Source organism: Hymenobacter negativus (assembly GCF_016056375.1).
GTDB lineage: Bacteria > Bacteroidota > Bacteroidia > Cytophagales > Hymenobacteraceae > Hymenobacter > Hymenobacter negativus_A.
In genome coordinates, this window is the sequence record NZ_JAEDAE010000001.1 from 630,961 (window position 1) to 655,109 (window position 24,149).

General features: G+C 60.6%; 21 protein-coding genes. 10 read left to right on the forward strand and 11 right to left on the reverse strand.

The annotated features are described in order from the left end of the window. Positions 1-6: 6 nt before the first annotated feature. Positions 7-2,385, forward strand: coding sequence for a phosphoketolase family protein (locus I7X13_RS02775; RefSeq protein ID WP_198074258.1), 2,379 nt, complete (start codon positions 7-9; stop codon positions 2,383-2,385). A gap of 20 nt (positions 2,386-2,405) precedes the next feature. Here the strand turns inward: I7X13_RS02775 and I7X13_RS02780 are convergent, their stop codons facing one another. Genes I7X13_RS02780 through I7X13_RS02790 form a run of 3 tightly spaced genes read right to left on the reverse strand, consistent with a single transcriptional unit; the run spans position 2,406 to position 4,954 of the window. Further along, complete coding sequence (locus I7X13_RS02780; protein WP_198074259.1) at positions 2,406-3,380, reverse strand: MlaD family protein; 975 nt, start codon at positions 3,378-3,380, stop codon at positions 2,406-2,408. A 22-nt stretch (positions 3,381-3,402) separates the two neighbouring features. Then, positions 3,403-4,185 carry an ABC transporter ATP-binding protein gene (locus tag I7X13_RS02785; protein WP_198074260.1) on the reverse strand — a complete coding sequence of 261 codons (783 nt, stop codon included), beginning with the start codon at positions 4,183-4,185 and terminating at the stop codon, positions 3,403-3,405. Positions 4,186-4,195: 10 nt separating this feature from the next. Further along, positions 4,196-4,954, reverse strand: a complete 759-nt coding sequence (locus I7X13_RS02790; RefSeq protein WP_198074261.1) for an MlaE family ABC transporter permease — start codon at positions 4,952-4,954, stop codon at positions 4,196-4,198. A gap of 364 nt (positions 4,955-5,318) precedes the next feature. Here I7X13_RS02790 and I7X13_RS02795 point away from each other — a divergent pair, with 364 nt between their 5' ends. Beyond that, on the forward strand, positions 5,319-5,810 hold the full coding sequence (locus tag I7X13_RS02795) for an Hsp20/alpha crystallin family protein (protein WP_198068246.1): 492 nt from the start codon (positions 5,319-5,321) through the stop codon (positions 5,808-5,810). 213 nt (positions 5,811-6,023) lie between these two features. Beyond that, on the forward strand, positions 6,024-6,440 hold the full coding sequence (locus tag I7X13_RS02800; protein WP_198068247.1) for a globin family protein: 417 nt from the start codon (positions 6,024-6,026) through the stop codon (positions 6,438-6,440). Here I7X13_RS02800 and I7X13_RS02805 read toward each other — a convergent pair. Beyond that, entirely contained in the window at positions 6,403-7,101 is a 699-nt protein-coding gene (locus tag I7X13_RS02805; protein WP_198074262.1) for a Crp/Fnr family transcriptional regulator, read from the reverse strand. The two genes, I7X13_RS02800 and I7X13_RS02805, sit on opposite strands and share 38 nt — an antisense overlap. Positions 7,102-7,303: 202 nt before the next feature. After that, positions 7,304-8,734: a L,D-transpeptidase scaffold domain-containing protein gene (locus I7X13_RS02810; RefSeq protein WP_198074263.1), complete on the reverse strand. Its 1,431-nt coding sequence runs from the start codon at positions 8,732-8,734 to the stop codon at positions 7,304-7,306. A gap of 523 nt (positions 8,735-9,257) precedes the next feature. Between I7X13_RS02810 and lepA the strand changes: the two genes are divergently transcribed. The 5 genes from lepA to I7X13_RS02835 all read left to right on the forward strand — a co-directional run bounded on the left by lepA (position 9,258) and on the right by I7X13_RS02835 (position 15,834). After that, positions 9,258-11,045, forward strand: a complete 1,788-nt coding sequence (lepA, locus tag I7X13_RS02815; RefSeq protein WP_198068250.1) for a translation elongation factor 4 — start codon at positions 9,258-9,260, stop codon at positions 11,043-11,045. A gap of 151 nt (positions 11,046-11,196) precedes the next feature. Then, positions 11,197-12,108, forward strand: a complete 912-nt coding sequence (locus I7X13_RS02820; RefSeq protein ID WP_198074583.1) for a bifunctional 5,10-methylenetetrahydrofolate dehydrogenase/5,10-methenyltetrahydrofolate cyclohydrolase — start codon at positions 11,197-11,199, stop codon at positions 12,106-12,108. 203 nt (positions 12,109-12,311) lie between these two features. Beyond that, entirely contained in the window at positions 12,312-12,893 is a 582-nt protein-coding gene (locus tag I7X13_RS02825) for a 7-carboxy-7-deazaguanine synthase QueE (RefSeq protein WP_198069003.1), read from the forward strand. A gap of 8 nt (positions 12,894-12,901) precedes the next feature. Continuing rightward, entirely contained in the window at positions 12,902-14,878 is a 1,977-nt protein-coding gene (locus I7X13_RS02830; protein ID WP_233454642.1) for an OmpA family protein, read from the forward strand. A 581-nt stretch (positions 14,879-15,459) separates the two neighbouring features. Next, positions 15,460-15,834 (forward strand): hypothetical protein, encoded by a 375-nt coding sequence (locus I7X13_RS02835; RefSeq protein WP_198068252.1) that lies wholly within the window; start codon positions 15,460-15,462, stop codon positions 15,832-15,834. Positions 15,835-15,921: 87 nt separating this feature from the next. Here the strand turns inward: I7X13_RS02835 and I7X13_RS02840 are convergent, their stop codons facing one another. The 5 genes from I7X13_RS02840 to I7X13_RS02860 all read right to left on the reverse strand — a co-directional run bounded on the left by I7X13_RS02840 (position 15,922) and on the right by I7X13_RS02860 (position 21,982). Continuing rightward, positions 15,922-17,211: a citrate synthase gene (locus I7X13_RS02840; RefSeq protein WP_198068253.1), complete on the reverse strand. Its 1,290-nt coding sequence runs from the start codon at positions 17,209-17,211 to the stop codon at positions 15,922-15,924. Between the two features lie 204 nt (positions 17,212-17,415). Further along, positions 17,416-18,840 carry a tRNA uridine-5-carboxymethylaminomethyl(34) synthesis GTPase MnmE gene (gene mnmE, locus I7X13_RS02845; RefSeq protein ID WP_198074264.1) on the reverse strand — a complete coding sequence of 475 codons (1,425 nt, stop codon included), beginning with the start codon at positions 18,838-18,840 and terminating at the stop codon, positions 17,416-17,418. 78 nt (positions 18,841-18,918) lie between these two features. Next, positions 18,919-19,617 (reverse strand): metal-dependent transcriptional regulator, encoded by a 699-nt coding sequence (locus I7X13_RS02850; protein WP_211531956.1) that lies wholly within the window; start codon positions 19,615-19,617, stop codon positions 18,919-18,921. Positions 19,618-19,712: 95 nt separating this feature from the next. Next, positions 19,713-20,723, reverse strand: a complete 1,011-nt coding sequence (locus I7X13_RS02855) for a 3-oxoacyl-ACP synthase III family protein (RefSeq protein WP_198074265.1) — start codon at positions 20,721-20,723, stop codon at positions 19,713-19,715. 110 nt (positions 20,724-20,833) lie between these two features. After that, positions 20,834-21,982: a glycosyltransferase gene (locus I7X13_RS02860; RefSeq protein ID WP_198074266.1), complete on the reverse strand. Its 1,149-nt coding sequence runs from the start codon at positions 21,980-21,982 to the stop codon at positions 20,834-20,836. A 114-nt stretch (positions 21,983-22,096) separates the two neighbouring features. On the opposite strand from I7X13_RS02860, the gene I7X13_RS02865 reads away from it, so the two are divergent. Then, positions 22,097-22,921, forward strand: coding sequence for a 2,3,4,5-tetrahydropyridine-2,6-dicarboxylate N-succinyltransferase (locus I7X13_RS02865; RefSeq protein WP_198074267.1), 825 nt, complete (start codon positions 22,097-22,099; stop codon positions 22,919-22,921). A 3-nt stretch (positions 22,922-22,924) separates the two neighbouring features. After that, on the forward strand, positions 22,925-23,470 hold the full coding sequence (locus I7X13_RS02870; protein WP_198074268.1) for a hypothetical protein: 546 nt from the start codon (positions 22,925-22,927) through the stop codon (positions 23,468-23,470). 35 nt (positions 23,471-23,505) lie between these two features. Here I7X13_RS02870 and msrA read toward each other — a convergent pair whose 3' ends face one another. Next, complete coding sequence (gene msrA / locus I7X13_RS02875; RefSeq protein WP_198074269.1) at positions 23,506-24,042, reverse strand: peptide-methionine (S)-S-oxide reductase MsrA; 537 nt, start codon at positions 24,040-24,042, stop codon at positions 23,506-23,508. Positions 24,043-24,149: the final 107 nt, after the last annotated feature.

Here is a 24,149-nt window from a genome sequence, read left to right on the forward strand (position 1 = left end):
TTGCCCATGACTCCCGAACTCACCGCCACCGCCGTGCCCCAGGCCACCCGCCTGGCCCGGCTGCACCGTTACTGGCTGGCTGCTAATTACCTCGGGGCGGCCCAGCTGTACCTGCGCGACAACTTTTTGCTGGAGCGACCTTTGCAGGCCGCCGACATCAAGCCGCGCCTGCTGGGGCACTGGGGCACGCAGCCGGGCCTGAACCTGGTGTACGCCCACCTCAACCGCCTGGTGCAGGACACCGAGGCCAGCGTGCTGCTGGTGACGGGGCCGGGCCACGGCGCGCCCGCCATTCTGGCCAACCTGTTTCTGGAAGGCACGTTGGGCGAAGTAGACCCGCAATTCTCGCTCAGCCGCACCGGCCTGGAGCAGCTCATTCGGCAGTTTTCGTGGCCCGGCGGCCTGCCCGCCCACTTGGGGCCCGGCACGCCCGGCCAGATTCAGGAGGGCGGCGAGCTGGGCCACTGCCTGGCCCACGCCTACGGCGCGGCCCTCGACAATCCTGACCTCATCGTGGCCTGCGTGGTGGGCGACGGCGAGGCCGAAACCGGGCCGCTGGCTGCTGCCTGGCATTCCAACAGGTACCTGAATCCGGCCACTTCGGGAGCAGTGCTGCCCATTCTGCACGTGAATGGCTACAAGCTGTCGGGCCCCAGCATTTTTGGGCGGATGAGCGACGACGAGCTGCGCCACCTCTTCACCGGGTACGGCTACCAGGTGCGGTTTGTGAGCGGCAGCGAACCCCACCAGGTGCACGCCGCCATGTGGCAGGCCCTGGACTGGGCGCACACCGAAATCCGGCGCATTCAGGAGCACGCCCGGCTGGGGCTGCTCGACGGGGTGCCGGCCTGGCCCATGCTCATCCTGCAAACGCCCAAGGGCTGGACCTGCCCGCTCGCGGTAGACGGCCAGGCCGTCGAAAACACCGCCCGTGCCCACCAGCTGCCCGTGGCCGACCCGGCCGGCCGGCCCATCCAGTTGCCCATCCTCGAACGCTGGTTGCGCTGCTACCGCCCGCAGGACCTGTGCCGCCCCCTCACCGGCGCCCTGTGCGAGGAGCTGCTGAGCGGCTGCCCCACCGGCGAGCACCGCCTCGGCCGGAACCCGCACGCCAACGGCGGCCAGCTGCTGGTGCCCCTCAGGCTGCCCAACCTCTGCGATTACGGGGCGATGGTATCGGCGCCGGGCGGCGCGACGGCGGCGGCCACCCACAAGCTGGCCACTTTTCTGCGAGACGTGTTCCGGCGCAACGAGGACGCCCGCAACTTCCGCGTGGTGTGCCCCGACGAAACCACTGCCAGCCGCCTGCTGCCGTTGTTCGAGGCCACCCAGCGGGCCTGGCTGGGGCCATTGCACGAAACCGACGAGGATTTAGCGCCCGAGGGCCGCGTGATGGAAATGCTGAGCGAGCAAACGTGTCAGGGCTGGCTCGAGGGCTATCTGCTCACCGGTCGGCACGGGGTGTTTTGCTGCTGCGAATCCTTCATGCCCTTGGTCGATTCCATGCTGAATCATCATGCCAAGTGGTTGGAAACAAGCAAGAACTTATCCTGGCGGCAGTCCGTGGCTTCGTTTAATTACCTGCTCACCTCGCACGTGTGGCGGCCGGACCACCACGGCCACGCCCATCAGGTGCCCAGCTTCCTCAGCGCGGTGGCGGCCAAGAAAAGCTCGGTGGCGCGGGTGTATCTGCCGCCCGATGCCAACTGCTTGCTCGCCGTGATGGACTCCTGCCTGCGTAGCCGCGATGCCATCAACCTGGTAGTGACCTCTCAGGCTTCGCAGCCCCAATGGCTGGGCATTGAGGCCGCCCGCGAGCATTGCAAGCGGGGGATTTCAGCCTGGCACTGGGCCGGCAACGAGAGCAGCAGTGACTCTCACCCGCACCCCGACCTGGTACTGGCCGGCGCCGGCGACGTGCCCACCCAGGAAATCATCGCCGCCGCCGCCCTGCTCCGGCAGCACCTGCCCTCCCTCCGCCTGCGCGTGGTGAACGTGATGGATTTGCTCGCCCTGATGGCGCCCGACACCAACCCGCCCGGCTTGTCGGAAGCCGCCTTTCTGGGCCTGTTCTCGGCCGATGCGCCGGTGATTTTCGCCTTCCACGGCTACCCCTTGCTCATTCATGAGCTGCTGCACCACCGGCCCGCCCCGGCCCGCTTCCACGTGCACGGCTACCTGGAGGAAAGCCAAGCCACCACTCCCTTCGATATGCTGGTCCTCAACAACATGAGCCGCTACCAGCTGGTGATGGCCGCCCTCGACCGCATCGAACCCCAGCCCAACAGCCCGGCCCTGGCCCAGTTCTGCCAGCTGAAACTCACCGAACACGCCGCCTACATCCGCGAGCACGGAATTGACATGCCGGAAGTGCGGAGCGAGTAAGTTGCCGTGGGGCCTCATCCTCACTCCGCCGCTGCTCTGGCCTTGTCCTTCTTGGCCTGCTTGCGGAAATACCCGCGCAGCAGAAAATTATGCTTTAGCGCCTCCATGTTTTGGCTGAAGCCGGCCGTGCCCAGCTCCACATTGCGCAGGCTCTGGCGCAGGTTGCGGGCCGTAGCCGTGTCGGCCAGCAAGGTATTGAGCGGGCCGTTGGGGGTTTGCATCTGGTGTTTGAGGCCGGCCAAAGTGTGGGCCAGGGTATCGGAAGTGCTGGCCAGCTGGCGCGTGGCATGGCGCATGCGGCCGGCAAAAGCCGTGTCGGTGAGCAAGTAGCCGGCCGGCCCGCGCCCCTGGCGCAGCCCGTGCGTGAGCTGTTGCATGTCTGTGGCCGAGCCTTGCAGCTGGGCCGTGGCCGCCGCCAGGTTTTGCAGGCTGCGGTGCATCTCAACTGCCAGCTGCTGGTCGTTCAGTAGCTTCCATAGCGCGTCGCTGCCGTTGAGCTTGTGGGTAATTTCGCGCAGGTCTTTGGTGATGCCCACCAGGTTTTTGTTCGATACGTTGAGCGTGCCCAGCATGGCATCCAGGGCCAGTGGGGTGGTGGTGCGCAGCACGTCGCCGCTCTCAATGGCCGGGGACGGCGCGGGCGCGGCCTTCAGGTTGATGATGGTGTTGCCCACCAGCCCGTCGGTGCCGATGGAAGCAATGGTGTTTTTCTTCACGTAGGGCTGCACCTCGCGGTCCAGGCTCAGGCCCACGCGCACGGTGCTGTCGTTCAGAATGCGGATGGCCTTCACTGTGCCCACGCTGATGCCGCCTAGGCGCACGTTGTTGCCCGTGAGCAGGCCCGACACGTTCCGGAAATCGGCCTGCACTTCCAGCGAATTGCCAAACAGATTCTGCTTGCGGCCCAGCATAAACAGCACGGCCACTAGGCAGCCCAGCCCGACGAGTACAAACAAGCCCAAGCGGAAATAAGTACTGGCGGGGCGCTGCGGCATGGCGGGAGGAATTAAAAGGTTACTATTCCGAAAAAAACTCGTGGATGGCCGGGTTGGTACTCGCTTTTAGCTCGGCGTAGGTGCCCTGGGCGTAGCAGCGGCCTTCTACCAGCAGGGCCACGCGGTTGGCTGTGAGGCGCACGCAGTTCATGTCGTGCGAGATAATGAGTGAGGACGTGCCGTACTTCTGCTGCACTTCCCGGATGAGCTGGTCGATTTCGCGGGCCGTCACGGGGTCAAGGCCGGTGGTAGGCTCGTCGTAGAGAATAATATCGGGCTGCAGGATGAGGGTGCGGGCCAGCGCGATGCGCTTGCGCATGCCCCCCGACAGCTCGGCCGGCATCATGTCGATGGTGTGGCCCAGGCCCACGTCGTCGAGGGCCTGGCGCACCCGCTCGTCCTCTTCGCCGGGGCCGTGCGTCAGCCAGTGCCGCCGCAGCGGGAACAGCAGGTTTTCGCGCACTGTCATCGAGTCGTACAGCGCATTGCTCTGGAACAGAAAGCCCACTTTGGCCCGCAGCTGGTCGAGGGCGGCGTGGTCCAGCGCGGCCACGTCCTGGCCCAGCACCTGGATGGTGCCCGCATCCACCGGCAGCAGCCCGATGATGCACTTAATCAGCACCGATTTGCCCGCGCCCGACTTGCCCAGCACCACCACGTTTTCGCCCCGGCGCACGTCCAGCGAGAAGTTGCGCAGCACCTGGTTGGGGCCAAACGCCTTGCTGACGTTGGCCACCGTGAGCACGATTTCGGCAGCGGCGGGGGCCGGCGCGGGCGCGGCCACGGGAGCAGGGGCGGGCAGCATCGCAAGGGGGTTAGTTGAGGCCCAGTAGGCCGGTGGTTTGCACGGCCAGCAAATCGAGAATGAAGATGACCAGCGACGAAGCCACCACCGCCGAGTTGGCGGCCTGGCCCACGCCCTCGGTGCCCTTGTCGGCATAATAGCCCTTGTAGCAGCCAATAATGCCCACGGCAAAGCCAAAAAAGAAGGTTTTAATAACCGCCGGCACCACGTCGCCAAAAGTCAAGGCCGATACAATGTTGTTGGTGAACAGGGCCAGGCTGGTCACGCCCTTCAGGTTAATGCCGAGAAACGAGGCAAACAGCCCGATGCCGTCGGCCAGCACGGTGAGCACCGGCAGCATGAGCGTAGTGGCCAGCACCCGCGTGGCCACCAGATACTTAAATGGGTTGGTGCCCGATACTTCCATGGCGTCAATCTGCTCGGTCACGCGCATCGAACCCAGTTCGGCCCCAATGCTGGACCCGATTTTGCCCGCGAAAATCAGCGCTGTGATAATCGGCCCCATCTCGCGGATGATGGTGAGGCCCACCATGGTCGGAATCCACGACTCGGCCCCGAACTGGGCCATGGTGGGCCGGCTTTGCAGCGTGAGCACCATGCCCATGATGAACCCTGTGATGCCCACCAGCGGCAGCGACTGGTAGCCCACCACGAAGCACTGGTGCAGCAACTCCTGCACCTCGTAGCGCGGCCGAAATCCCTCCTGAAAAAACCGCCCGGCAAACCGGGTAATGGCGCCGGTTTCGGCAACGGTGGTACTGGTGGCCATGGCGGTGGGCGAGCGTAGGGAAATGCGCCGGATGCAGCGGCGAAAGCTCCCTGCAAGGTGATGGCCAAATAGGGTCGGGAGCCATGTGCAAAGTCATGGTAACTATTGATTTATGTCATGGATTGTGCGGGCCGATGCAGGCAATTTTGGGTGTCTGCTGGCGGCATTGATGGCCGGCCTTCTGGTTGGCCTTCCGCTTCCGGATGCGACGCCTTTTTGTTATGGGTTTTTAATGCCAACCTGCTCGGCCGCAGCCCCGTGTGTGGCATCGGTTGGCCCCATTTTCTGAGCCTCGGCCGGCGGCCTCCGCGCCTGCCGCTCTACGCTGCTTTCCCTGTTTATTCACCCCAAATACTTAAACGCCATGAGCAACATTCAAAAATCGCAGGACTCGTTTTTTGACGTCATGCCTGCCCGTTTCAGTACCCTGCTCGACCGGTTTTTTGACGACAACATGAACATGCCCATGCGGGGCCAGATGAACCGGTTCTTTCCCAAAGTCGACACCTACGAAACGGACTCGAGCTACGACATCGACGCCGCTCTGCCCGGCATGAAGGAAGAAGACATCAACGTGAGCCTCGACCAGGGCCGCCTCACCATCGCGGGCGAGCGCAAGTTTGAGAACGAGCGCAACGACCGCCGCTACCACGTCATCGAAAGCTCCTACGGCTCCTTCCTGCGCACCTTCCAGCTGCCCGATACCGCCGACGCCGCCAAGATTGACGCCAGCTTCCAAAACGGTGTGCTGCACGTGCACGTGCCCAAAGGTGCCCCCAAAACCACCCAGCAGCGCATTCCCGTGCACAACGGCCAGGGTAAAAACGCCGACCAGGCCCAGAACGCTAAGAAGTAAGAGTAGGCCGCTCGTTCAGCCAGGTCGTTAGGGGTTATGCGAAAGCCGGCCCCTGACGACCTGGCGCAGCGCGTAGTGGGGGCTAGTCCAGTTTAAAGTTTAGAATTTCCAGTGGTTATGAATGATTTATATCAGGCAATCGGCTGATTGTTGCCATGGGAATGGCAGGGGGAAACAGCCAAATTTGCGAGCTTACCACCCGTTTATCGAATCATGACCGCGCACTTTCCTTCTGATTTGGCTACTCCTTCCCAACGGCACCGCTTCGTCGAACTATTTGCCGCCCGCATTGCCGAAGACGAATTATTGGGGCCGATTTTCGGGCGCGCGGGGCACGTTTCGCGGGGCGAGTTTGCTTGGTGGGAGCAGGCCCTGACCGGCATGCGCTACTACGGCCGCCTCCTGGCCGATACCGCCGCCCAACTGCCGTGCAACACTTACTTCGAGCGCTGGTGCGCAGTGCTGGAAAGCACTTTTCGGCAGTATTTCCACGGTCCCGGCGCGGCCGAAGCCCAAGGCCACGTGCGCAACGTGGCCACCATGCTGGGGCACTGGCACCTGGTCCGGCAACGGCACCCGGGCCTGGCCCAGCCTAATCGTACAGCGTCGAAATCTCAATTAGCCGCCTGATATCCAGGATGGTGATGCTGCTGCCCTTGGTGCTCAGCACGCCTTCCGCCTTCAGCTCGGCCATAAACCGGCTGGCGGTTTCGCGCACGGTGCCCACCAGCGCGGCCAGGTCATCGCGCGAAATGGTGAAGCTGGGCGGGCCATCGGCCGGCGGCTGGTAGGTGCGCAGCAGCAGGAGCAGGGCCTCGGCCAAGCGCTCGCGCACGGGCTTGTAGGCCAGGTGCAGCATCCGCTCCTCGGTTTCGGCCAGCTCGTTGGCCATCAGCTTCATCAGCGAAGTGGCAAACCCCGGGTTGTGCTCGATGAGCTCAAAAAACACCGATTTGGGAATAAAGCACACCTCGGCCTCGTCGAGGGCCATGGCATTGGCCATGTGGCCACTGCCCGCCAGCAGCCCCCGGTAGCCCATGATATCGCCGGTTTTGGCCAGGCGAATGATTTGCTCCTTGCCATCGCCGCCCACTTTCGTCACCTTAAAATGGCCGGAGCTGACGCTGTACAGCCCCGCCGCGTGGTCGCCTTCCCGGAACAGTATCTGCCCGCGCTGGTAGTGCTGAAACGTTTTGGCCGCGTCAATCAGCGCCATGTGCTGGCTGCTGGCCAGCAGCGTATCGGCCCAGTTGCGGCGCTCCGGGGCATTGGTTGGGACAAATGACTTCACGGGATAAATTTTATAATTATAAATGCAATATATATTATTTTAACTATAAATATTGATATTATTATTTGCCTCCCGAAATTAAGTTGTCAGAACGCAACTTTCCCTTCCCTTTTGTGCTGCTACTTCCCACTGTCGTAATTAGTTGGATACCGGGAAGTACCGTAATGGTCAACCTCCATAAAAGCTCGTCAGTCGGCGCATTTTAGTCCCGTTGCCCGGCGAAGGCAGTACCGTTGGCTCCATTAGCTGCTTTGCTACGGTGCTGTTTGAGGCTTGCCTGCATGCTGCGCTGGGGCGCTTTGTGCATATTCAACAGTTGTCGGCGCAGGGTAGCGTCCTGCCCGTACACGTCGGGGTAGAAGCGTAGCCGGCCTGCTTCCACCGCGCAGGTGGCGTAGCGCACATGCAGCGGCAGCGGGCGCTTCAGGAAGATGGTGCGCGGCTGCGGGTTGGCTTCGCACTGAGCCTCGGTGGGCAGGGCCGCGCTGGTGCTATCGGGCCCCAGCAGGTAAGCCGCCAGGTGCACGGGGCGCTCCAAGTTCATGCAGCCTTCCTCTAAGGCACGGTAGGGGCGTGCAAACCGCTTGGGTTCAGGTGCATCGCTGAGGTACAGGCCGTAGGGATTGGGAAAACGGAAGATGATGTTGCCCAGCAGGTTGCCACACCCCGGGCTCTGGCGAATGGTGTACGGAAAGTTCTGAGCCGTGATGGCCTGCCAGTTCACGGAGGCCGGATTCACCGGCCGGTCCTGGGCGTCAAATAAGCGGTAGTTGTTATTGGCCAGGAAATCCTGTTCCGGTGAGTACCGCGCGTTGACCTTCAGATATGGCAGAATGTGGCGCACCGCCACGCTCCGGGGCACATTCCACTCGGGCGCAATCGTGAAGGACGTAAGCCGGCTGTTCAAGGTGGGAGTAGGCTGGCCCGGCCGGCCAATTATAATCCGCTGGCTGAGCCGCACCTGGCCCTTGCGCACCACTTCCAGCCGATACGCCGGCAGGTTCACCAGTACGTATTCGCTTTCCGGGATGGCCTGCCAGCGCCACCGCTCAAGCGTCAGGGCCATTTGCTGCGTACGCCGGTTGTGGGCCGATGGGTTGCGCCCGGCAGGCTGCCGCCGCCAGCGCGCCAGCGCCTGCTGCAGCTCCCGGTATTCGCGCTGCGGCGGCTGGCAGCGCAGCAGGGCCGCCGCAAAGCCGGGCGCGGCCAGTGCCCGGGCCACCCACACTGCTGGCACGAACGGCGCCCCCGTTTTTTCCAGCGGCGAAGGCGTGAACGCATGCAGCTGCCCCCGCCGCAAATGAAGCGCAAATTGCACCACCCCGTCGGTCAGCAATACTTCGAAACGAGCCAGGCGGGCCACCTGCCCAACCGCGTCAGCCGGCTGAGCCAATGAATCGGCCAGTGCCCTGAGCTGCGGCACATGGTATCGGGCCGGCACCAGGCCGTAATCGCCGGCCTGGGCCAGCAAAGCCAGCGCTGCCTGGCCTTTTGCACCGGTCCCGGCACACCAAGCGGCCGAGTAGCTGCGTCTAACATAAAATGCCCGCACCGTGGCGCCATCGGCCAAAGCCAGTGGCAGCGCCTGCCCGGTCGCTGGGCTGTTCAGCAGGCTCCTGATGCGGCTGGTCAACGAGTCCGTGGGATAGTTATTTGCCAGGGCACCGGGCGCTACCGGGCGCTTAGCACTGCACGGACCAGCAAGAATGGCCGTCAGTAAAATCGCCGGTAGCAGGGGCTTTAACGCACACATGGACAGATTTTTTGGGTGAGGGTAACAACCGGTAAAAGTGACTGCCTCACCTCTGCAGTCCCGTGATGAAGGTCATGGTAATTGATGAGATTTCTCATCGACAGGCTTTTGCCGCCTGCCCGCTTCGGGCAAGGGCGCTGTGGCTTCATCAGGCCAGAAATCATAGCTTACTGAATGAGCAAGGCTGCGCAAAATCCCCGCTCCTGAACAACTACTGCCCTAGGCCAGCCACCTCAGAATTTGCCCCTGCACATGCCAAATCGCGCAGACTAGATATTCTGGTCGTAATTTGCAGGCTCAAGCTGGCAAAACGGGCACCAGGGTAGCAGTAGGTCGGCCACCGACCCACCCAGCTCCCTTAAATTCCAACCGCCCCGCCAGCAACCCAGAAGAAGAAACACCCGTGAAGAACATCCGCAACTTTTGCATCATTGCCCACATCGACCACGGCAAAAGTACCCTGGCCGACCGCCTGCTGGAGTTTACCAGCACCGTGGCCAAGCGCGACATGCAGGCCCAGCTGCTCGACAACATGGACTTGGAGCGCGAGCGCGGCATCACCATCAAGAGCCACGCCATTCAGATGCAATACCCCTACAAAGGGGAAACCTACACGCTGAACCTGATTGACACTCCCGGCCACGTCGACTTTAGCTACGAAGTGAGCCGTAGCATCGCCGCCTGCGAAGGCGCCCTGCTGATTGTAGACGCCTCGCAGGGCATCGAAGCCCAAACCATTTCCAACCTCTACCTCGCCATCGGGGCCGACTTGGAAATCATTCCCGTGCTTAACAAAATCGACCTTCCGCACGCCATGCCGGAGGAAGTGACCGACGAAATCGTGGACCTGATTGGCTGTAAACCGGAGGACATCATCCACGCCTCGGGCAAGGCCGGCATCGGCATTGAGGAAATCCTCAACGCCATCTGCGAGCGGGTACCCGCGCCGAAGGGCGACCCCGAAGGTCCGCTGCAAGCGCTAATTTTTGACTCCGTTTTCAATTCCTACCGCGGCATCGAAGTCCTGTTCCGCATCAAAAACGGCACTATGAAAAAGGGCGACAAGCTCCGCTTCATGGCCACCGGCAAAGAGTACGGCGCCGACGAAATCGGCATCTTGGGCCTGAACCAGGAGCCGCGCCAGGAAATGCAGGCCGGCAACGTGGGCTACCTCATCTCGGGCATTAAGGAAGCGCGCGAAGTGAAGGTGGGCGACACCATCACCCACGTCAACCGGCCCACGCCGGAAGCCATCCAGGGCTTCGCCGACGTGAAGCCGATGGTATTCGCCGGCATTTACCCCGTCGATACCACCGAGTACGAAGAGTTGCGCTCCAGCATGGAAAAGCTGCAACTCAACGACGCCTCGCTGGTCTGGGAGCCCGAAACGTCGGTGGCGCTCGGCTTTGGTTTCCGCTGCGGCTTCCTGGGCATGCTGCACATGGAAATCGTACAGGAGCGCCTTGAGCGCGAATTCAACATGACGGTCATCACCACGGTACCCAGCGTGCAGTTCCACGCTACCGGTACCAAGGACCAGATGCTGACCATCAACGCGCCGAGCGAAATGCCCGAGCCGAACCTGATTAAACACATCGAGGAGCCCTACATCAAGGCCCAGATTATCACGGCTTCGGAGTACGTAGGGCCCATTATCACGCTCTGCATGGACAAGCGTGGCATCATCAAAGGCCAGAGCTACCTGACGAGCGAGCGAGTGGAAATGAGCTTCGAACTCCCCCTGTCCGAAATCGTGTTCGACTTCTTCGACAAGCTCAAGTCCATCAGCCGCGGCTACGCGTCGCTGGACTACGAGCTGATTGGCTTCCGCGAGTCGGACATGGTGAAGCTCGACGTGATGCTGAACGGCGAGAAGGTGGATGCCCTCTCGGCCATCGTGCACCGCTCCAAGAGCTACGAGTGGGGCAAGCGCCTCTGCGAGAAGCTGCGCGAGCTGCTGCCCCGCCAGATGTTCGACATCGCCATTCAGGCTTCCATTGGCCAGAAAATCATTGCCCGCGAAACGGTAAAGGCCCTGCGCAAAAACGTAATTGCCAAGTGCTACGGCGGTGATATCAGCCGCAAGCGCAAGCTGCTCGAAAAGCAGAAGGAGGGCAAGAAACGGATGCGTTCCGTGGGCTCCGTCGAAATCCCGCAAGAAGCATTTCTGGCGGTGCTTAAAATTGATTGATTTGAAAAGGCGGCTTTCGGGCCGCCTTTTTTATTGTGTCATTCCGAACGCAGTGAGGAATCTGGGAATAGCATTGCTAACCCGAGCTCAACTAATCGGAAATGACTGATTCAGATTCCTCACTGCGTTCGGAATGACAACCAACCGCCCTATGAACCCAACCACCACCTCCAACCTCATCGACGGCAAGCAGACCGCCGAGGACATCAAAGCCGAAATTGCCCTCGAAGTGGCTGCCCGCAAAGCCGCCGGCCAGAAAGTGCCGCACCTCGCCGCCATCCTCGTGGGCCACGACGGCGGCTCCGAAACCTACGTGCGCAACAAGGTACTGGCCTGCGAGCGAGTGGGCTTTGCCTCCACGCTGCTGCGCTACGAGGACGACATTACCGAAGCCGACTTGCTGGCCAAAGTGGATGAGCTGAACCGCGACCCGGAGATTGACGGCTTCATTGTGCAGCTGCCGTTGCCAGCCCACATCAACCCCGAAAAAGTCATTGAAGCCATCAGCCCCGAGAAGGACGTCGACGGTTTTCACCCCATGAACATCGGCCGGATGGTAGCCGGTTTGCCGGCGCTGCTGCCCGCTACGCCGTCTGGGATTGTGGAGCTGCTGAGCCGTCAGGGCATCAAAACTAGTGGCAAGCACGCCGTGGTTATTGGACGTTCCAATATCGTAGGAACGCCAGTCAGCATATTGCTTGCCAAGAATTTAGATACGGCCAACTGCACCGTTACTTTATGCCACTCACGCACCGAAAACCTGGCCGAAATCTGCCGGACGGCCGACATCGTGGTGGCCGCCATCGGCCGCCCCGAGTTCGTGACCGCCGACATGGTGCGCCCCGGCGCGGTGGTGATTGACGTGGGCACCACCCGCGTGCCCGACGCCAGCAAGAAGAGCGGCTACACCCTGAAAGGCGACGTGAACTTTGCCGAAGTGGCCCCACTGGCTGCCGCTATCACGCCAGTGCCCGGCGGCGTGGGCCCCATGACCATCGCCATGCTTTTGCTGAACACCCTGCGGTCGGCGAAGGGCGAAATCTACCCGCACGCAGCCGGCTGATTTTTAGGAATATTTGGTTATCCTGGGCTCAGACCGTACTTTTAAAGTCCGGCCTTGGGAACAGTGCGTCCTATAGTTGGTGTTCAGGTTGCTTCGCTTCCTGAGGCTTTTTTGTGATAATACCCGTGACGTTACTTACCCCCGAAATAATTGCATCTTCCGATGATGTGACGGCTGCCCCTGCTGGCACCTATTTGCCTGTGATGGAGCAGTTCTATACCATTCAGGGCGAAGGGTATAACACCGGCCGGGCGGCCTATTTCATCCGATTGGGTGGCTGCGACGTGGGCTGCGTGTGGTGCGACGTGAAGGAATCGTGGGATGCCGACGCGCACCCCCGCCAATCGGTGGCGCAGCTGGTAGAGGCCGTGCTGGCTTATCCAGGCCGCGATGTAGTCATCACCGGCGGCGAGCCGCTGATGCACAACCTCGGGCCGCTCACGGCAGCGTTGCAAGCGGCTGGCTGCCGCACCTGGCTCGAAACCTCGGGCGCGCACCCGCTTTCCGGCACCTGGGACTGGGTATGCCTTTCGCCCAAAAAATTCAAAGCCCCGCTGCCGGACGTGCTGGCGGCTGCCCACGAATTGAAAGTCGTCGTCTTTAATAGGCACGATTTTGACTGGGCCGAGGAGCACGCGGCATTGGTTCCGGCCACTACGCGCTTATACTTGCAGCCCGAGTGGAGCCGTGCCGCGCGCATGACACCCGAGCTGGTAGACTACGTGAAGCAGCACCCGCGCTGGCAGGTGTCGCTTCAGACCCACAAATACCTCGACATTCCCTAGCTTACCGTATGCGTCGCAGTTCAGTGTTGGGGGCCGTGCGCCTCGGAATGATGTGTCTGCTGGGGCTGGCCTCCGCCGAAACGGCCTGGGCCCAGCTGCCGCCCAAAGTGCAGACGCCTACCAACACCAAGGCCCGCAGCCTGCTCGAAAAGGCGCAGCAGCAAACCAAGGAGCGGGATTTTATCAAGGCCGTTGAGACGCTGAATCAGCTCAACCAGAAGTTTCCCTCCTTCGGCGAAGCTTTCCTGCTGAAAGGTTCGCTGCTGAAAGCCATGGGCGACAACCGCGGCGCGCTGGCTGCCTACCGCGACGGGTTGGCCAAGGTCCCCGTCGAGGCCATTCATGCCTCCGAATATCAACTTCTGGGCGACCTCGCCCTGAGCTACGGCGAGTACCAGACTGCCCTCGAAGCGTACCAGAAGCTAATGAAGGTGGCTCCCAAAGCCCAGAAGAACCTGGCCAAATCGCAGCGGCAGCTCCTCACCTGCGAGTTTGCCCTTGATGCCATGAAGCACCCGGTGGGCGAGGCGCCCATGCCGCTGCCGGCGCCCCTGAACAGCTTCAAATTTCAATACTTCCCGGCTCTCACCGCCGACAACCGGTTTCTGCTTTTCACGGGCCGGCCGGCCGCCAGCAGCGGCGAAGACCTTTATGTGAGCCGGCAGAACAAAGACGGCTCTATGGGCGAGCCGGTGCCCATTTCGCCGGCCATCAATTCCAGCTACAACGAAGGTGCGGGCTCAATTTCGGGCGATGGCAAAACCCTGGTGTTCGCGTCCTGCGACCGGCCTAAGGCCATTGGCAACTGTGACCTGTACATTTCGCGCCGCACCGGCAACAACTGGAGCACGCCCGTCAACCTGGGCCTGAACGTGAACTCCACGGAATGGGATTCGCAGCCCTCGCTCTCGGCCGACGGCCGCACGCTGTACTTCACCTCGACCCGACGCGGCGGCCAGGGCCAGGAAGACATTTACGTGACCACCCTGCAGCCGGACGGCAACTGGAGCCCTGCCCAAAATGTGGGCAAGCCCGTAAATACCCCCGGCAAGGACATGGCCCCGTTCATCCACGCCAGCGGCACCACGCTTTACTACGTCACCGACGGCTTGGTGGGCATGGGCGGGCTCGACGTATTTCGGTGCGAGAAGCAGCCGGCCGGCACCTGGAGCGAGCCGCGTAACCTGGGCTTCCCGTTGAATACTTTCGAAAACGAAGCCTCGCTGTTCATCTCTTCCGATAACCAGAAAGGGTTCTGCTCGCGCAGCCGGGCCTCGGAGGAACCGCCGGGTGGCTACCGGCTGTCGCGCGAGCGGCCGGTTGAGCTGTTTGGGTTTGCAGTGCCGCCGCCCGTGAAAGCCCGCGAAACCAGCACTTATACCCAGGGCCGTGTGTTCGATGCCAACACCAAAAAGCCGCTCAAGGCCGATGTGAAGCTCTACGACCTTGATACCGATGTGCTCACCCAGTTCGTGACCTCCGACCCCGAATACGGCGACTACACGGTGGTACTCAACGAAGGGCACCACTACGCCATGTATGCCGCAGCCGACAAGTACCTGCTCAAAAGCCTCAGTTTCGACTATTCCAACCAGCACAACTTCAACCCCACAGCGCTGGATATTTACTTGGAGCCCGTGCGTTCCGGCCGTAGCGTGGTGTTGAACAACCTGTTCTTCGACACTAATAAATATGACCTCAAGCCACAGTCCCGCACCGAGCTCAACCGCCTGATTGAGTTCCTGCGGCAGTACCGCGACGTGCAGATTGAGGTATCCGGCTATACCGACAACGTGGGTGCTCCCGATGCCAATTTGCAGCTCTCGCAGCGCCGTGCCCAGGCTGTGGTCGAATACCTGTCCGGGCACGGTATTTCGGTTACCCGGCTGCGTTCCAAAGGCTACGGCGAAGGCCACCCGCTGGCCGCCAACGATTCGGAAGCACACCGCCAGCTCAACCGCCGCATCGAGCTGCACATTCTGTAGGAACTGCTGGCATCATAGCCATGATTTCTGTTTTCGGGCTGCTGACTTTCTAGTCGGCAGCCCGTTTTTGTTGGTCGGCAGTCATGTTCTTCTAGACGTCGTGCGAACGGCAGGTAGAAATGCTGTGCCCTGATTGGAATACTTAAGGGGCTCTTGAAGTAGCCTATTGGCAAAAAGAGGCTCTGTTAGGAGCTTTTCAGTACCGGCATCGCCCGAAAATTAGTTGCGGTAACTGCATTATCAGGTGTTTCGGGTACCTAAACCAATAGTTTAGAAAACCCTTCAAAAGCGTTTTCTACTTAAAGTAAGGCTTTAGATAAGGTAAAATATTATTGGATTTGGCCGGAAAAATATATGGTTCGGCCACTGAAAAATTTTATTTTGACCTCAGCAGTCAATTTTTTTATAAAATTCAAATAGATATAAATCAGTTAGTTATAGAATGATGTAAGAACCATGTGATTAAAAAAGTGACAGAAAAAATATTTTTAGTTCAAATTAATTATTTGGCTATGTTTGATGAGCCCAATTGCACTCCAGAAGGGCACTTGCCTTATCTCATCACCATAACCCCACGTTCCATGAAAAATTTGTTCTTGGCTACTTGCTTTGCTGCGGGTGTTACCGCCACTCCGGTGGCTGCGGCTGGCCCCGGCGACGGTTCTTACTCGCACGCCATGATGGCGCGGGCCACCACGCTCACCCGGGCGCTGGCGCAGCACGTGCATTTCAACGAGGCCCAGTACCTCGCCGTGAAGCAGCTGCACCTGAATATGCTCACCGAGCGGCGCGACCTGGAAATTATGCTCAACGGTGCCAGTGCCGAAGAGCGTGACACCCAGCTTGCCCAGGCGCAGCAGCGCTACGAAACCGAGCTGGCGAGCATCCTGCAGCCCCAGCAGCTGATTGCCTATCAGAACCTCCGTACCAACTTTACCGCGCACCGCCTGAAATAGGGGAGGGCAACCTTCCCGGCCGGACACGAAAAAGCCCGCTCCATAGAGCGGGCTTTTTGTTTGCCTGACCAGGCAAGGCAGCGAAAACTACCGGGCGTTGATGGCCGTGTAGTCGCGCTCCAACTCGCCGGTGTAAATCTGACGCGGACGGCCGATGGGCTCTTTGTTCTCGCGCATCTCTTTCCACTGGGCAATCCAGCCGGGGAGGCGGCCCAGGGCAAACATCACCGTGAACATCTCGGTGGGGATGCCCAGGGCTTTATAGATGATGCCCGAGTAGAAGTCTACGTTCGGGTAGAGCTTGCGCTCGATGAAATACTGGTCGGTGAGAGCGGCTTGCTCCAGCTCCTGTGCGATTTTCAGCAGCGGGCTGTCCTGCATGCCGAGGGCCTGCAGCACCTCGTCGGCCGCTTTTTTAATGATTTTGGCGCGCGGGTCGAAGTTCTTGTACACGCGGTGGCCGAAGCCCATGAGGCGGAACGAGTCGTTCTTGTCCTTGGCTTTGGCGATAAACTTGCTGGTGTCGCCGCCGTCGGCCTCAATAGCTTCCAGCATTTCGATAACTTCCTGGTTGGCACCGCCGTGCAGCGGGCCCCACAGGGCGTTGATGCCGGCCGAAACCGAGCCGTAGAGGCTGGCGTTGGCCGAGCCCACCAGGCGCACCGTGCTGGTGGAGCAGTTCTGCTCGTGGTCGGCGTGCAGGATGAGGAGCTTGTTGAGGGCGCTAACTACTACGGGGTTGATTTCATACTTCTCGGTGGGGAAGCTGAACATCATGTAGAGGAAGTTCGCGCAGTAGTCCATGTCGTTGCGCGGGTAGTTCAACGGATGGCCCATGTTGTTCTTGTAGGTCCAGGCCGCGATGGTCGGCATCTTCGCCAGCAGGCGAATGATGTTGAGCTCCATCTCCTCGGGGCTGAGGTCGGGCGACACGCTCTGCGGGTAGAAGCCAGTGAGGGCGCAGATGAGCGACGACAGGATGGCCATTGGGTGCGTAGCCGACGGGAAGCCGTCGAAAATCTTGCGCATGTCCTCGTGCACCAGCGTGTGCTTGGTGATTTGGCCGCTGAAGTTGTCGAGCTCGGCCTGGGTGGGCAATGCACCGTAAATCAGCAGGTAAGCTACTTCCAGAAAGCTTGACTTTTCGGCCAACTGCTCAATGGGATAGCCACGGTAGCGCAGGATGCCTTCCTCACCGTCGAGGAACGTGATGGCACTTTTGGTGGCGCCGGTGTTTTTGTAACCCGAGTCGAGGGTGACGTAGCCAGTCTGGTCGCGCAGCTTACCGATGTCAAACGCCTTTTCGTGTTCGGTGCCTTCGATTACGGGCAAGGTGATGGACTTGCCGTCGAGGATGAGTTCAGCAGTTTCTGCCATGGGCGGGAGGGGTGTGAGGGAAATAGAGTGCGAAACTAAGCCATAGGCCGTAAGCCGGGAAATTTTAACCGGACTTTAACCCGGAGTACTACAATTTTGGAAGCACTAAGTTTTGTAAAAACTGCTTAAAAAGCCAGAATACGCCGTTTGGCAACGTTTGCGTCGATTTAGCCTGCAAGTTCACAATGGAGTATGAAGAACGGATTATTTCCCGATGCAGAACTCGGTGAAAATGCTGGTGAGGAGGTCTTCAGAGGAAATTTCGCCGGTGATTTCGCCCAGCGCCGCCAGGGCGTGGCGTAGGTCGGCGGCCAGAAGCTCGGTGCCGAAGCCGGTATCGAGGCCGGTTTGGACGGCAGCGAGGTGGGCGGCAGCGGTTTCGAGGGCGCGGGCGTGGCGCACGTTGGTCACGATGGTGGCTGAGGCGTTGTTTTCGAGTGCCGAGCCGCGCACATGCTTAACCAAAGCAGTTTGCAAGGCTTCGAGGCCTTGGTTTTGGCCGGCGGCCAGCAATACCAGCGGAATTCCGCTGGCTTCACCCGTGAGGTTGGCCCGAAATTCAGCTCCAAAAGCGTCGAGCGCTCCGGTAGAAGCCAGGTCGGTTTTATTGCCCACAGCCAACACGGGCAACTTCAGCCCGGCGGTCAGCGCCTTTATTTCAGTACGCACTGCCGTAGGTGTCATTTCAGCCAAGTCAAATAAATAGAGCAATAAGGACGCTTTCCGTACCCGCTCCCGGGTGCGGGCCACCCCGATAGCCTCAACTTCATCGGCAGTATCGTCGCGCAGGCCGGCCGTGTCCACGAAGCGGAAGCGCAAGCCGTCGATGCTCACCTCGTCTTCGATGAAGTCGCGGGTGGTGCCGGGAATGGCCGAGACGATGGCGCGCTCCTCCCGCAGCAAGGCGTTGAGCAGCGTGGACTTGCCGGCGTTGGGCCGGCCGGCAATAACGGTGGTAATGCCGTTTTTGATGACGTTGCCCAACTCGAAGGACCGGAGCAGGCCCAGCACCACGCCGCGCACCTCGGCCAGCAGCGCGGCCAAGCCGGTGCGGTCGGCAAATTCCACGTCTTCTTCGCCGAAATCCAGCTCCAGTTCCAGCAGCGCGGCGAATTTGATGAGGCGGGCCCGCAAGTCGCGTAGTTCCTGCGAAAAGCCGCCGCGCAATTGGTTAAGGGCTACTTTGTGGCTGAGGGCCGAATCGGCGGCGATGAGGTCGGCTACGGCTTCGGCCTGGGCCAGGTCCATGGCCCCACTTAGAAAGGCGCGCTTGGTGAACTCGCCGGCTTCGGCCAGGCGCGCACCTTGGCGTAGGAGTAGGGCCAGCACCTGCCGCACTACGTAGTCGGAGCCGTGGCAGCTAATTTCGACCACGTCTTCGCGGGTGAAGGACTTCGGGGCTCGGAAGAGGCCGACCACGACTTCATCGAGGATTTCGCCGGCGTTGGGGTCGCGCAGGGTCCCGTAGTGTAGGGTATTGCCGGTCGCTTCGGCGAAGCTCTTTTTGGAAAACACAGACGCAGTGATGGCCACGGCGGCCGGCCCGGAAAGGCGGACGACGGCCAGCGCGCCCGCGCCCGGCGGCGTCGATAAGGCGACGATGGTGTCGGAGAAAATTGTCTGGACCACGGATTTTTGGATTTGCCGGATTAACCGAATTTTGGCTTCGCTGACCTATGGTTGTGGGCGATTATCCCTGCGATTTGCTTACGCGGTTACAAACAAGTTGCGGCTCACTTCGGCTGATATGAGGGCGGTACGCTCACGGTTTATTCTGAGCTCGAATGAATTATCAAATGCTACCTTATCCAGTACTTCAATTACGGCTCCCAGCTGTAGACCCACTTTGTCGAGGTATTGCAGGAAGGGGGCGGAAGTATTTTTGACAGCGGCCAGCGTGCCGGTTTCTCCCTTGCAGAGGTCGGCCAGCAGGCGATGGGCAGGACGACGAATGGCGCCGTCCTCGGCCGGAATGGGGTCACCGTGCGGGTCGAGGGCGGGGTGGCCCAGAAAGGCATCGAGCCGGCGCATGAGCAGCGGCGACTGCACGTGCTCCAGCTCCTCGGCTACCTCGTGCACCTCATCCCAGTTGAAGCCGAGCTGCTGCACCAGGAAAACCTCCCACAGCCGGTGCTTGCGGATGGTGAGCAGCGCCAGCCGCTGGCCTTCGGCCGTGAGCTGCACGCCGCGGTATTTCTCGTAGTTGAGCAGGCCCTTTTCGGCCAGGCGGCGCAGCATATCCGTGACGGAAGCCGCGCGGGTGTCCAGCGCCGCCGCGATGCGGTTGGTGCTCACGCCGGCGGTTTCCGGCTCGGCCTCGGCCAGCTTAAAAATGGCTTTGAGGTAGTTTTCCTCGGTCTGGCTGGGCAGTTTGGCGGATGGGATAGTAGACGGGGATTCGCTCATTCGGGACGGGGCTGGCACGGTGAAGCCAGTGCAAAACTGCATTCAAAATGAAATGCACGCCTCGCACTGGCCCCCAATCACTCAACAATCAAAACTTAAAACTTCAGCAAGGCCGAGGCCCAGGTGAAGCCCGAGCCGAAGGCAGCCAGGCACACCAGGTCGCCGCGCTTGATTTTGCCTTCCTGCACGGCTTCGCTGAAGGCCAGTGGCACGGAGGCGGCGGTGGTGTTGCCGTAGCGCTGGATGTTGCTGAATACCTTATTATCGCCAAGGCCCATTTTCTGCTGCACGTACTGGGTGATGCGCAGGTTGGCCTGGTGTGGGATGAGCATATCGATGTCGGACGCCTGCAGGCCGTTCTGGTCGAGCGCCTCCTTAATCACCTGCGGGAAGCGCACCACGGCGTGCTTGAACACGTTCTGGCCGTTCATGTAGGGGTAGAGGTCCTGCTTGTTGGCCACCACGTACTCAACGCGGTTGTCGCGGTTCGAGCCGGGCTCTTTTACGATAAGCTCTTCGGCGTGCTCGCCCTGTGCGTGCAGGTGCGTGCTGAGGATGGCGTGCTCGTCGGAAGTGCTGGGGCGGAGCACCATGGCGCCCGCGCCATCGCCGAAAATAACGGAAACGCCCCGGCCTTCGGGCGACTTGTCGAGGCCGGAGGAATGGATTTCGGAGCCCACCACGAGCACCGTTTCGTACATGCCGGTGCGGATGAACTGGTCGGCCACCGACAGGGCGTAGATGAAGCCCGAGCACTGGTTGCGCACGTCGAGGGCCGGGCAGTTATTGGTCATGCCCAACTCGCGCTGCATGAGCACGCCCGAGCCGGGAAAGAAGTAGTCGGGTGAGAGCGTGGCAAACACAATCATTTGCACGTCGTTGGCTTCTACACCGGCCATTTCGAGGGCTTTGCGGGCGGCATTGGCCCCCATGTTGGCGGTGGTGTCGGTGCCTTCCTCGAACCAGCGACGCTCCTGGATGCCGGTGCGCTCCTGAATCCAGGCATCGGAGGTGTTCATCATCGGCTCCAGCTCGGCGTTTTTAACCACGCGGCTCGGCACGTAGTGGCCGACCCCGGCGATGAATGAGTGACGTAAAGTGGCCATGGATGAGGGAGGTAAAAGTGGGCTAGGGGAGTGAGAACCGCCGCAGAGGCAGGATAAAATCGATGAAGTAACTACGTGCTACGGGCAAATTGGGGCGCAAAGGTGGCAGGTTAAATCACAGAATCCAGCAAATGCCACAATTTTTTGCCTTCGCTGGCCCAGAGTACGTCAGTAGGGACGCCGTTGGGATAGAACCGCTGGTTTTGCAGCCGCGCCACCAGCGCAGGCCCATCTGCGGGCTGCGAGAAGTCGACAGCTAGTCCCGCGCCGTGGGCATCCAGCACTTCCTGCCACAGCGGATTGGGCGAGGCCAGCACCGGCAGCCCGTGGGCCAGGTACTCAAACAGCTTGGTGGGCCGGCAGCGTTCCGTGCTGGGGTGCGGGCGGTAGGGTAGCAGCCCCAGGTGGCTGCGGCCGATTTCGGCCACAATCTCGGCGTGCGGCACCGGCTCTACCCCGCCGATGAGCGTGAGCCAGTCGGCATGGGCTACTGCCTCCAATTCCAGCTTCGGCAGCAGTTCGGGCTGCTGGCAGAAGCCGATGATGGTGAGCCACGCCCCGCCGGGCCACGCGGCGCGGAGCTGGTGGGCCAGGGAAATGGCTTCCCACACGCCGTTGAGCTCCGAAATGGTGCCGGAATAGAGCAGGCGCAGCGGCTCCGTGGAGGGCGGTAGCTTTATCGGTTGCTGGCGTAGTGTTTCGTCGGAATGTGGCTGGTACTTGTTTTCGAGCACCACCACACGTTCCGACGGCAGTTCGTTCAGAAACGGCAGCTCGGCGGCGTAGCTGGCTTCGGCCAGAATAACAGCGGCCGCCCGCCGCGCCGCCCGCGCTTCCACCCAGCGCAGCCCGGCCGCCAGCCAGCGCCGCGTGAGGCCTTGATAAACATGCTGCGTCGAAACATTCAGCGCGTAATTTTCGCGGATGTCGTAAACGAACTGGCCGCCCCGGCCCATCGCCTGCCACAGCAGCGTGAGCGGCAGCAGCTCCGGCGCGTGCACGATGATTAAATCAGGTTTCAGCCGGTGCAGCAGTAGCCCGTAGCGCCACTGCGCGGCCAGCCGTTCCAGGCTTAGCCGGGAGCCTTTGAAAATGCCGTGTTGAGAAATGCCGCCCACAGTTGGAGAAACGGATAGCCGCGCCGTGCCGCGGCCCGCTACGTGAACCTGCACCTGCGGCCTGCCTGCAAGGGTTTCGGCAAACTTGCCCCGCATGCGGGTATCGTCCACGGGCTTCAGCACCGAGGCCAGCAAAACCACTAATTGAGAAGAACCGGAGCCAAGCACGCCCCAAAGATGGTAGTTTTGCGGTTTCCAAGCCGCTTCCGCCATTGCCGACGGCTTTTTCTCTCATTCATCTTTCCGCCTTCTCCAATGGCTGACCTGCAAACCCAAATCGAAGCCGCTTGGGCCGACCGCGCCCTGCTCCAAAACCCCGAAACCAAAGCCGCCATCGAGCACGTCATCGAAGAGCTCGACAAAGGCCGTCTGCGCGTGGCCACCCCGCCCGCCGAAGACGGCGGCGAGTGGACCATCAACGAGTGGGTGAAAAAGGCCGTGATTCTCTACTTCCCCATCCGTCAGATGAGCACGCAGGAAGTAGGCCCCTTTGAGTACCACGACAAAATGCTGCTCAAAACCGACTATGCTGGCCAACTGGTGCGCGTAGTGCCGCCCGCTGTGGCCCGCTACGGCGCGTTTCTGGCCCCCGGCGTGATTCTCATGCCCAGCTACACCAACATCGGCGCCTATGTGGGCGAGGGTACGATGGTGGACACCTGGGCCACCGTGGGCAGCTGCGCCCAGGTGGGCAAGGGCGTGCACCTGAGCGGCGGCGTAGGCCTCGGCGGCGTGCTGGAGCCTGTACAGGCTGCCCCTGTCATCATCGAAGACGGCGCCTTCATCGGCTCGCGCAGCATTCTGGTGGAAGGCTGCCGCATCGGCAAGGAAGCTGTGATTGGCGCGGGTGTCACCATCACCGGCAGCACCAAAATCATCGACGTCACCGGCCCCGAGCCCAAGGAATACAAAGGCTACGTGCCGCCCCGCTCGGTGGTCATCCCCGGCTCCATCGCCAAGCAATTTCCGGCCGGCGAGTACCAAGTGCCCTGCGCCCTCATCATCGGCCAGCGCAAGCCCAGCACCGATTTGAAGACGTCGCTCAACGACGCGCTGCGGGATTTCGGGGTGTCGGTTTAATGTATGAGTACGTACTATTTTGACGACCAAGAAGAAGGATTGGCTCGGGAAACGAGCCATCCTGTCTTTGTTGAGCACGCAACGGCTGATTTCTATTACGACCAAGGAGATGACTTTTCCCCTTTCGGCAATGATTCAGGGAACGATACTTTAGCCAATCTCGAAGAATGGTATCAGGAGCGCACCGCAGGAGCTAAAGCGGCGACATTTCTCCGCAATATGATAGTCAATGAGTGGGGATTTGATGCCACTTATCTGGACGTAATAGAACCCGCACAATTGGATGTCATGTCGCGGGATGAATTATCATTGAATGGCGAAACTGATAAAGCCGTAATTGCAACTGCATTTGGGCAATTCAAAATCGCAGGTCAAGCTGATAAAGCCATACTGCGAATGGCTACCGATGCATTTAGACGACAAAGGCACGAAGCGGAAAAAGCCACTAAGCGCGAAAACAATCCGTGGGAATACGCTGAAGAATTCTTAACTAGGCTCGATATTATGGAGGCCGACCTTGCCGCCATGGCCAATAAAAAAGCCCGCTAATCAGCGGGCTTTTTTATCGTAGCAAAGCAAATGAATTAAACGCCAGCCTTCAATTTGTCAGAGAATAAAGCCTTCACCTTGTCCACCTTCGGCCGGGCCACAAACTGGCAGTAGGGCTCGTGGCCGTGCAGGTTGAAGTAGTTCTGGTGGTAGTCCTCGGCGGGGTAGAAGGCCGGGGCGGGCAGAATCTCCGTCACCACAGGGTTGGGGAAGGCCTGGTTGTCGTTGAGCTTCTTTTTATACTCCTCAGCCAGCTGCCGCTGCTCCTCGTTGTGGTAGTAAATGCCCGAGCGGTACTGCGTGCCCACGTCGTTGCCCTGGCGGTTGAGGGTGGTGGGGTCGTGGGTTTTCCAGAAGATTTCGAGCAGCTCCTTGTAGCTGATGACGGCCGGGTCGAAGGTGATGTCGATAACCTCATTGTGGCCGGTGAGGCCGCTGCATACTTCTTTATATGTGGGGTTGGAAATGCGGCCGCCGGTGTAGCCCGATACCACTTTTTCCACGCCCTTCAAATTCTGAAATACGGCCTCGACGCACCAGAAGCAGCCGGCGCCAAATGTTGCTTTTTGCATGAGTAGGGAATTGATTCGTTGTTGTTGGTAACAACGCGGTAGACGTAGCGCAGGTTATTTCCTTACAGCCTTGGCCCACCACCAACTGGAAGCCGGTGCACGGGCGT

Coding starts and splice junctions, on each gene's coding strand:
- I7X13_RS02775 (WP_198074258.1), top strand. CDS start 7: ATGACTCCCGAACTCACCGCCACCGCCGTGCCCCAGGCCACCCGCCTG.
- I7X13_RS02780 (WP_198074259.1), bottom strand. CDS start 3,380: ATGCCGCAGCGCCCCGCCAGTACTTATTTCCGCTTGGGCTTGTTTGTA.
- I7X13_RS02785 (WP_198074260.1), bottom strand. CDS start 4,185: ATGCTGCCCGCCCCTGCTCCCGTGGCCGCGCCCGCGCCGGCCCCCGCC.
- I7X13_RS02820 (WP_198074583.1), top strand. CDS start 11,197: ATGAACCCAACCACCACCTCCAACCTCATCGACGGCAAGCAGACCGCC.
- I7X13_RS02835 (WP_198068252.1), top strand. CDS start 15,460: ATGAAAAATTTGTTCTTGGCTACTTGCTTTGCTGCGGGTGTTACCGCC.
- I7X13_RS02840 (WP_198068253.1), bottom strand. CDS start 17,211: ATGGCAGAAACTGCTGAACTCATCCTCGACGGCAAGTCCATCACCTTG.
- I7X13_RS02870 (WP_198074268.1), top strand. CDS start 22,925: ATGAGTACGTACTATTTTGACGACCAAGAAGAAGGATTGGCTCGGGAA.
- I7X13_RS02795 (WP_198068246.1), top strand. CDS start 5,319: ATGAGCAACATTCAAAAATCGCAGGACTCGTTTTTTGACGTCATGCCT.
- msrA (WP_198074269.1), bottom strand. CDS start 24,042: ATGCAAAAAGCAACATTTGGCGCCGGCTGCTTCTGGTGCGTCGAGGCC.
- I7X13_RS02855 (WP_198074265.1), bottom strand. CDS start 20,723: ATGGCCACTTTACGTCACTCATTCATCGCCGGGGTCGGCCACTACGTG.
- I7X13_RS02825 (WP_198069003.1), top strand. CDS start 12,312: ATGGAGCAGTTCTATACCATTCAGGGCGAAGGGTATAACACCGGCCGG.
- I7X13_RS02865 (WP_198074267.1), top strand. CDS start 22,097: ATGGCTGACCTGCAAACCCAAATCGAAGCCGCTTGGGCCGACCGCGCC.
- I7X13_RS02850 (WP_211531956.1), bottom strand. CDS start 19,617: ATGAGCGAATCCCCGTCTACTATCCCATCCGCCAAACTGCCCAGCCAG.
- I7X13_RS02790 (WP_198074261.1), bottom strand. CDS start 4,954: ATGGCCACCAGTACCACCGTTGCCGAAACCGGCGCCATTACCCGGTTT.
- I7X13_RS02830 (WP_233454642.1), top strand. CDS start 12,902: ATGCGTCGCAGTTCAGTGTTGGGGGCCGTGCGCCTCGGAATGATGTGT.
- I7X13_RS02800 (WP_198068247.1), top strand. CDS start 6,024: ATGACCGCGCACTTTCCTTCTGATTTGGCTACTCCTTCCCAACGGCAC.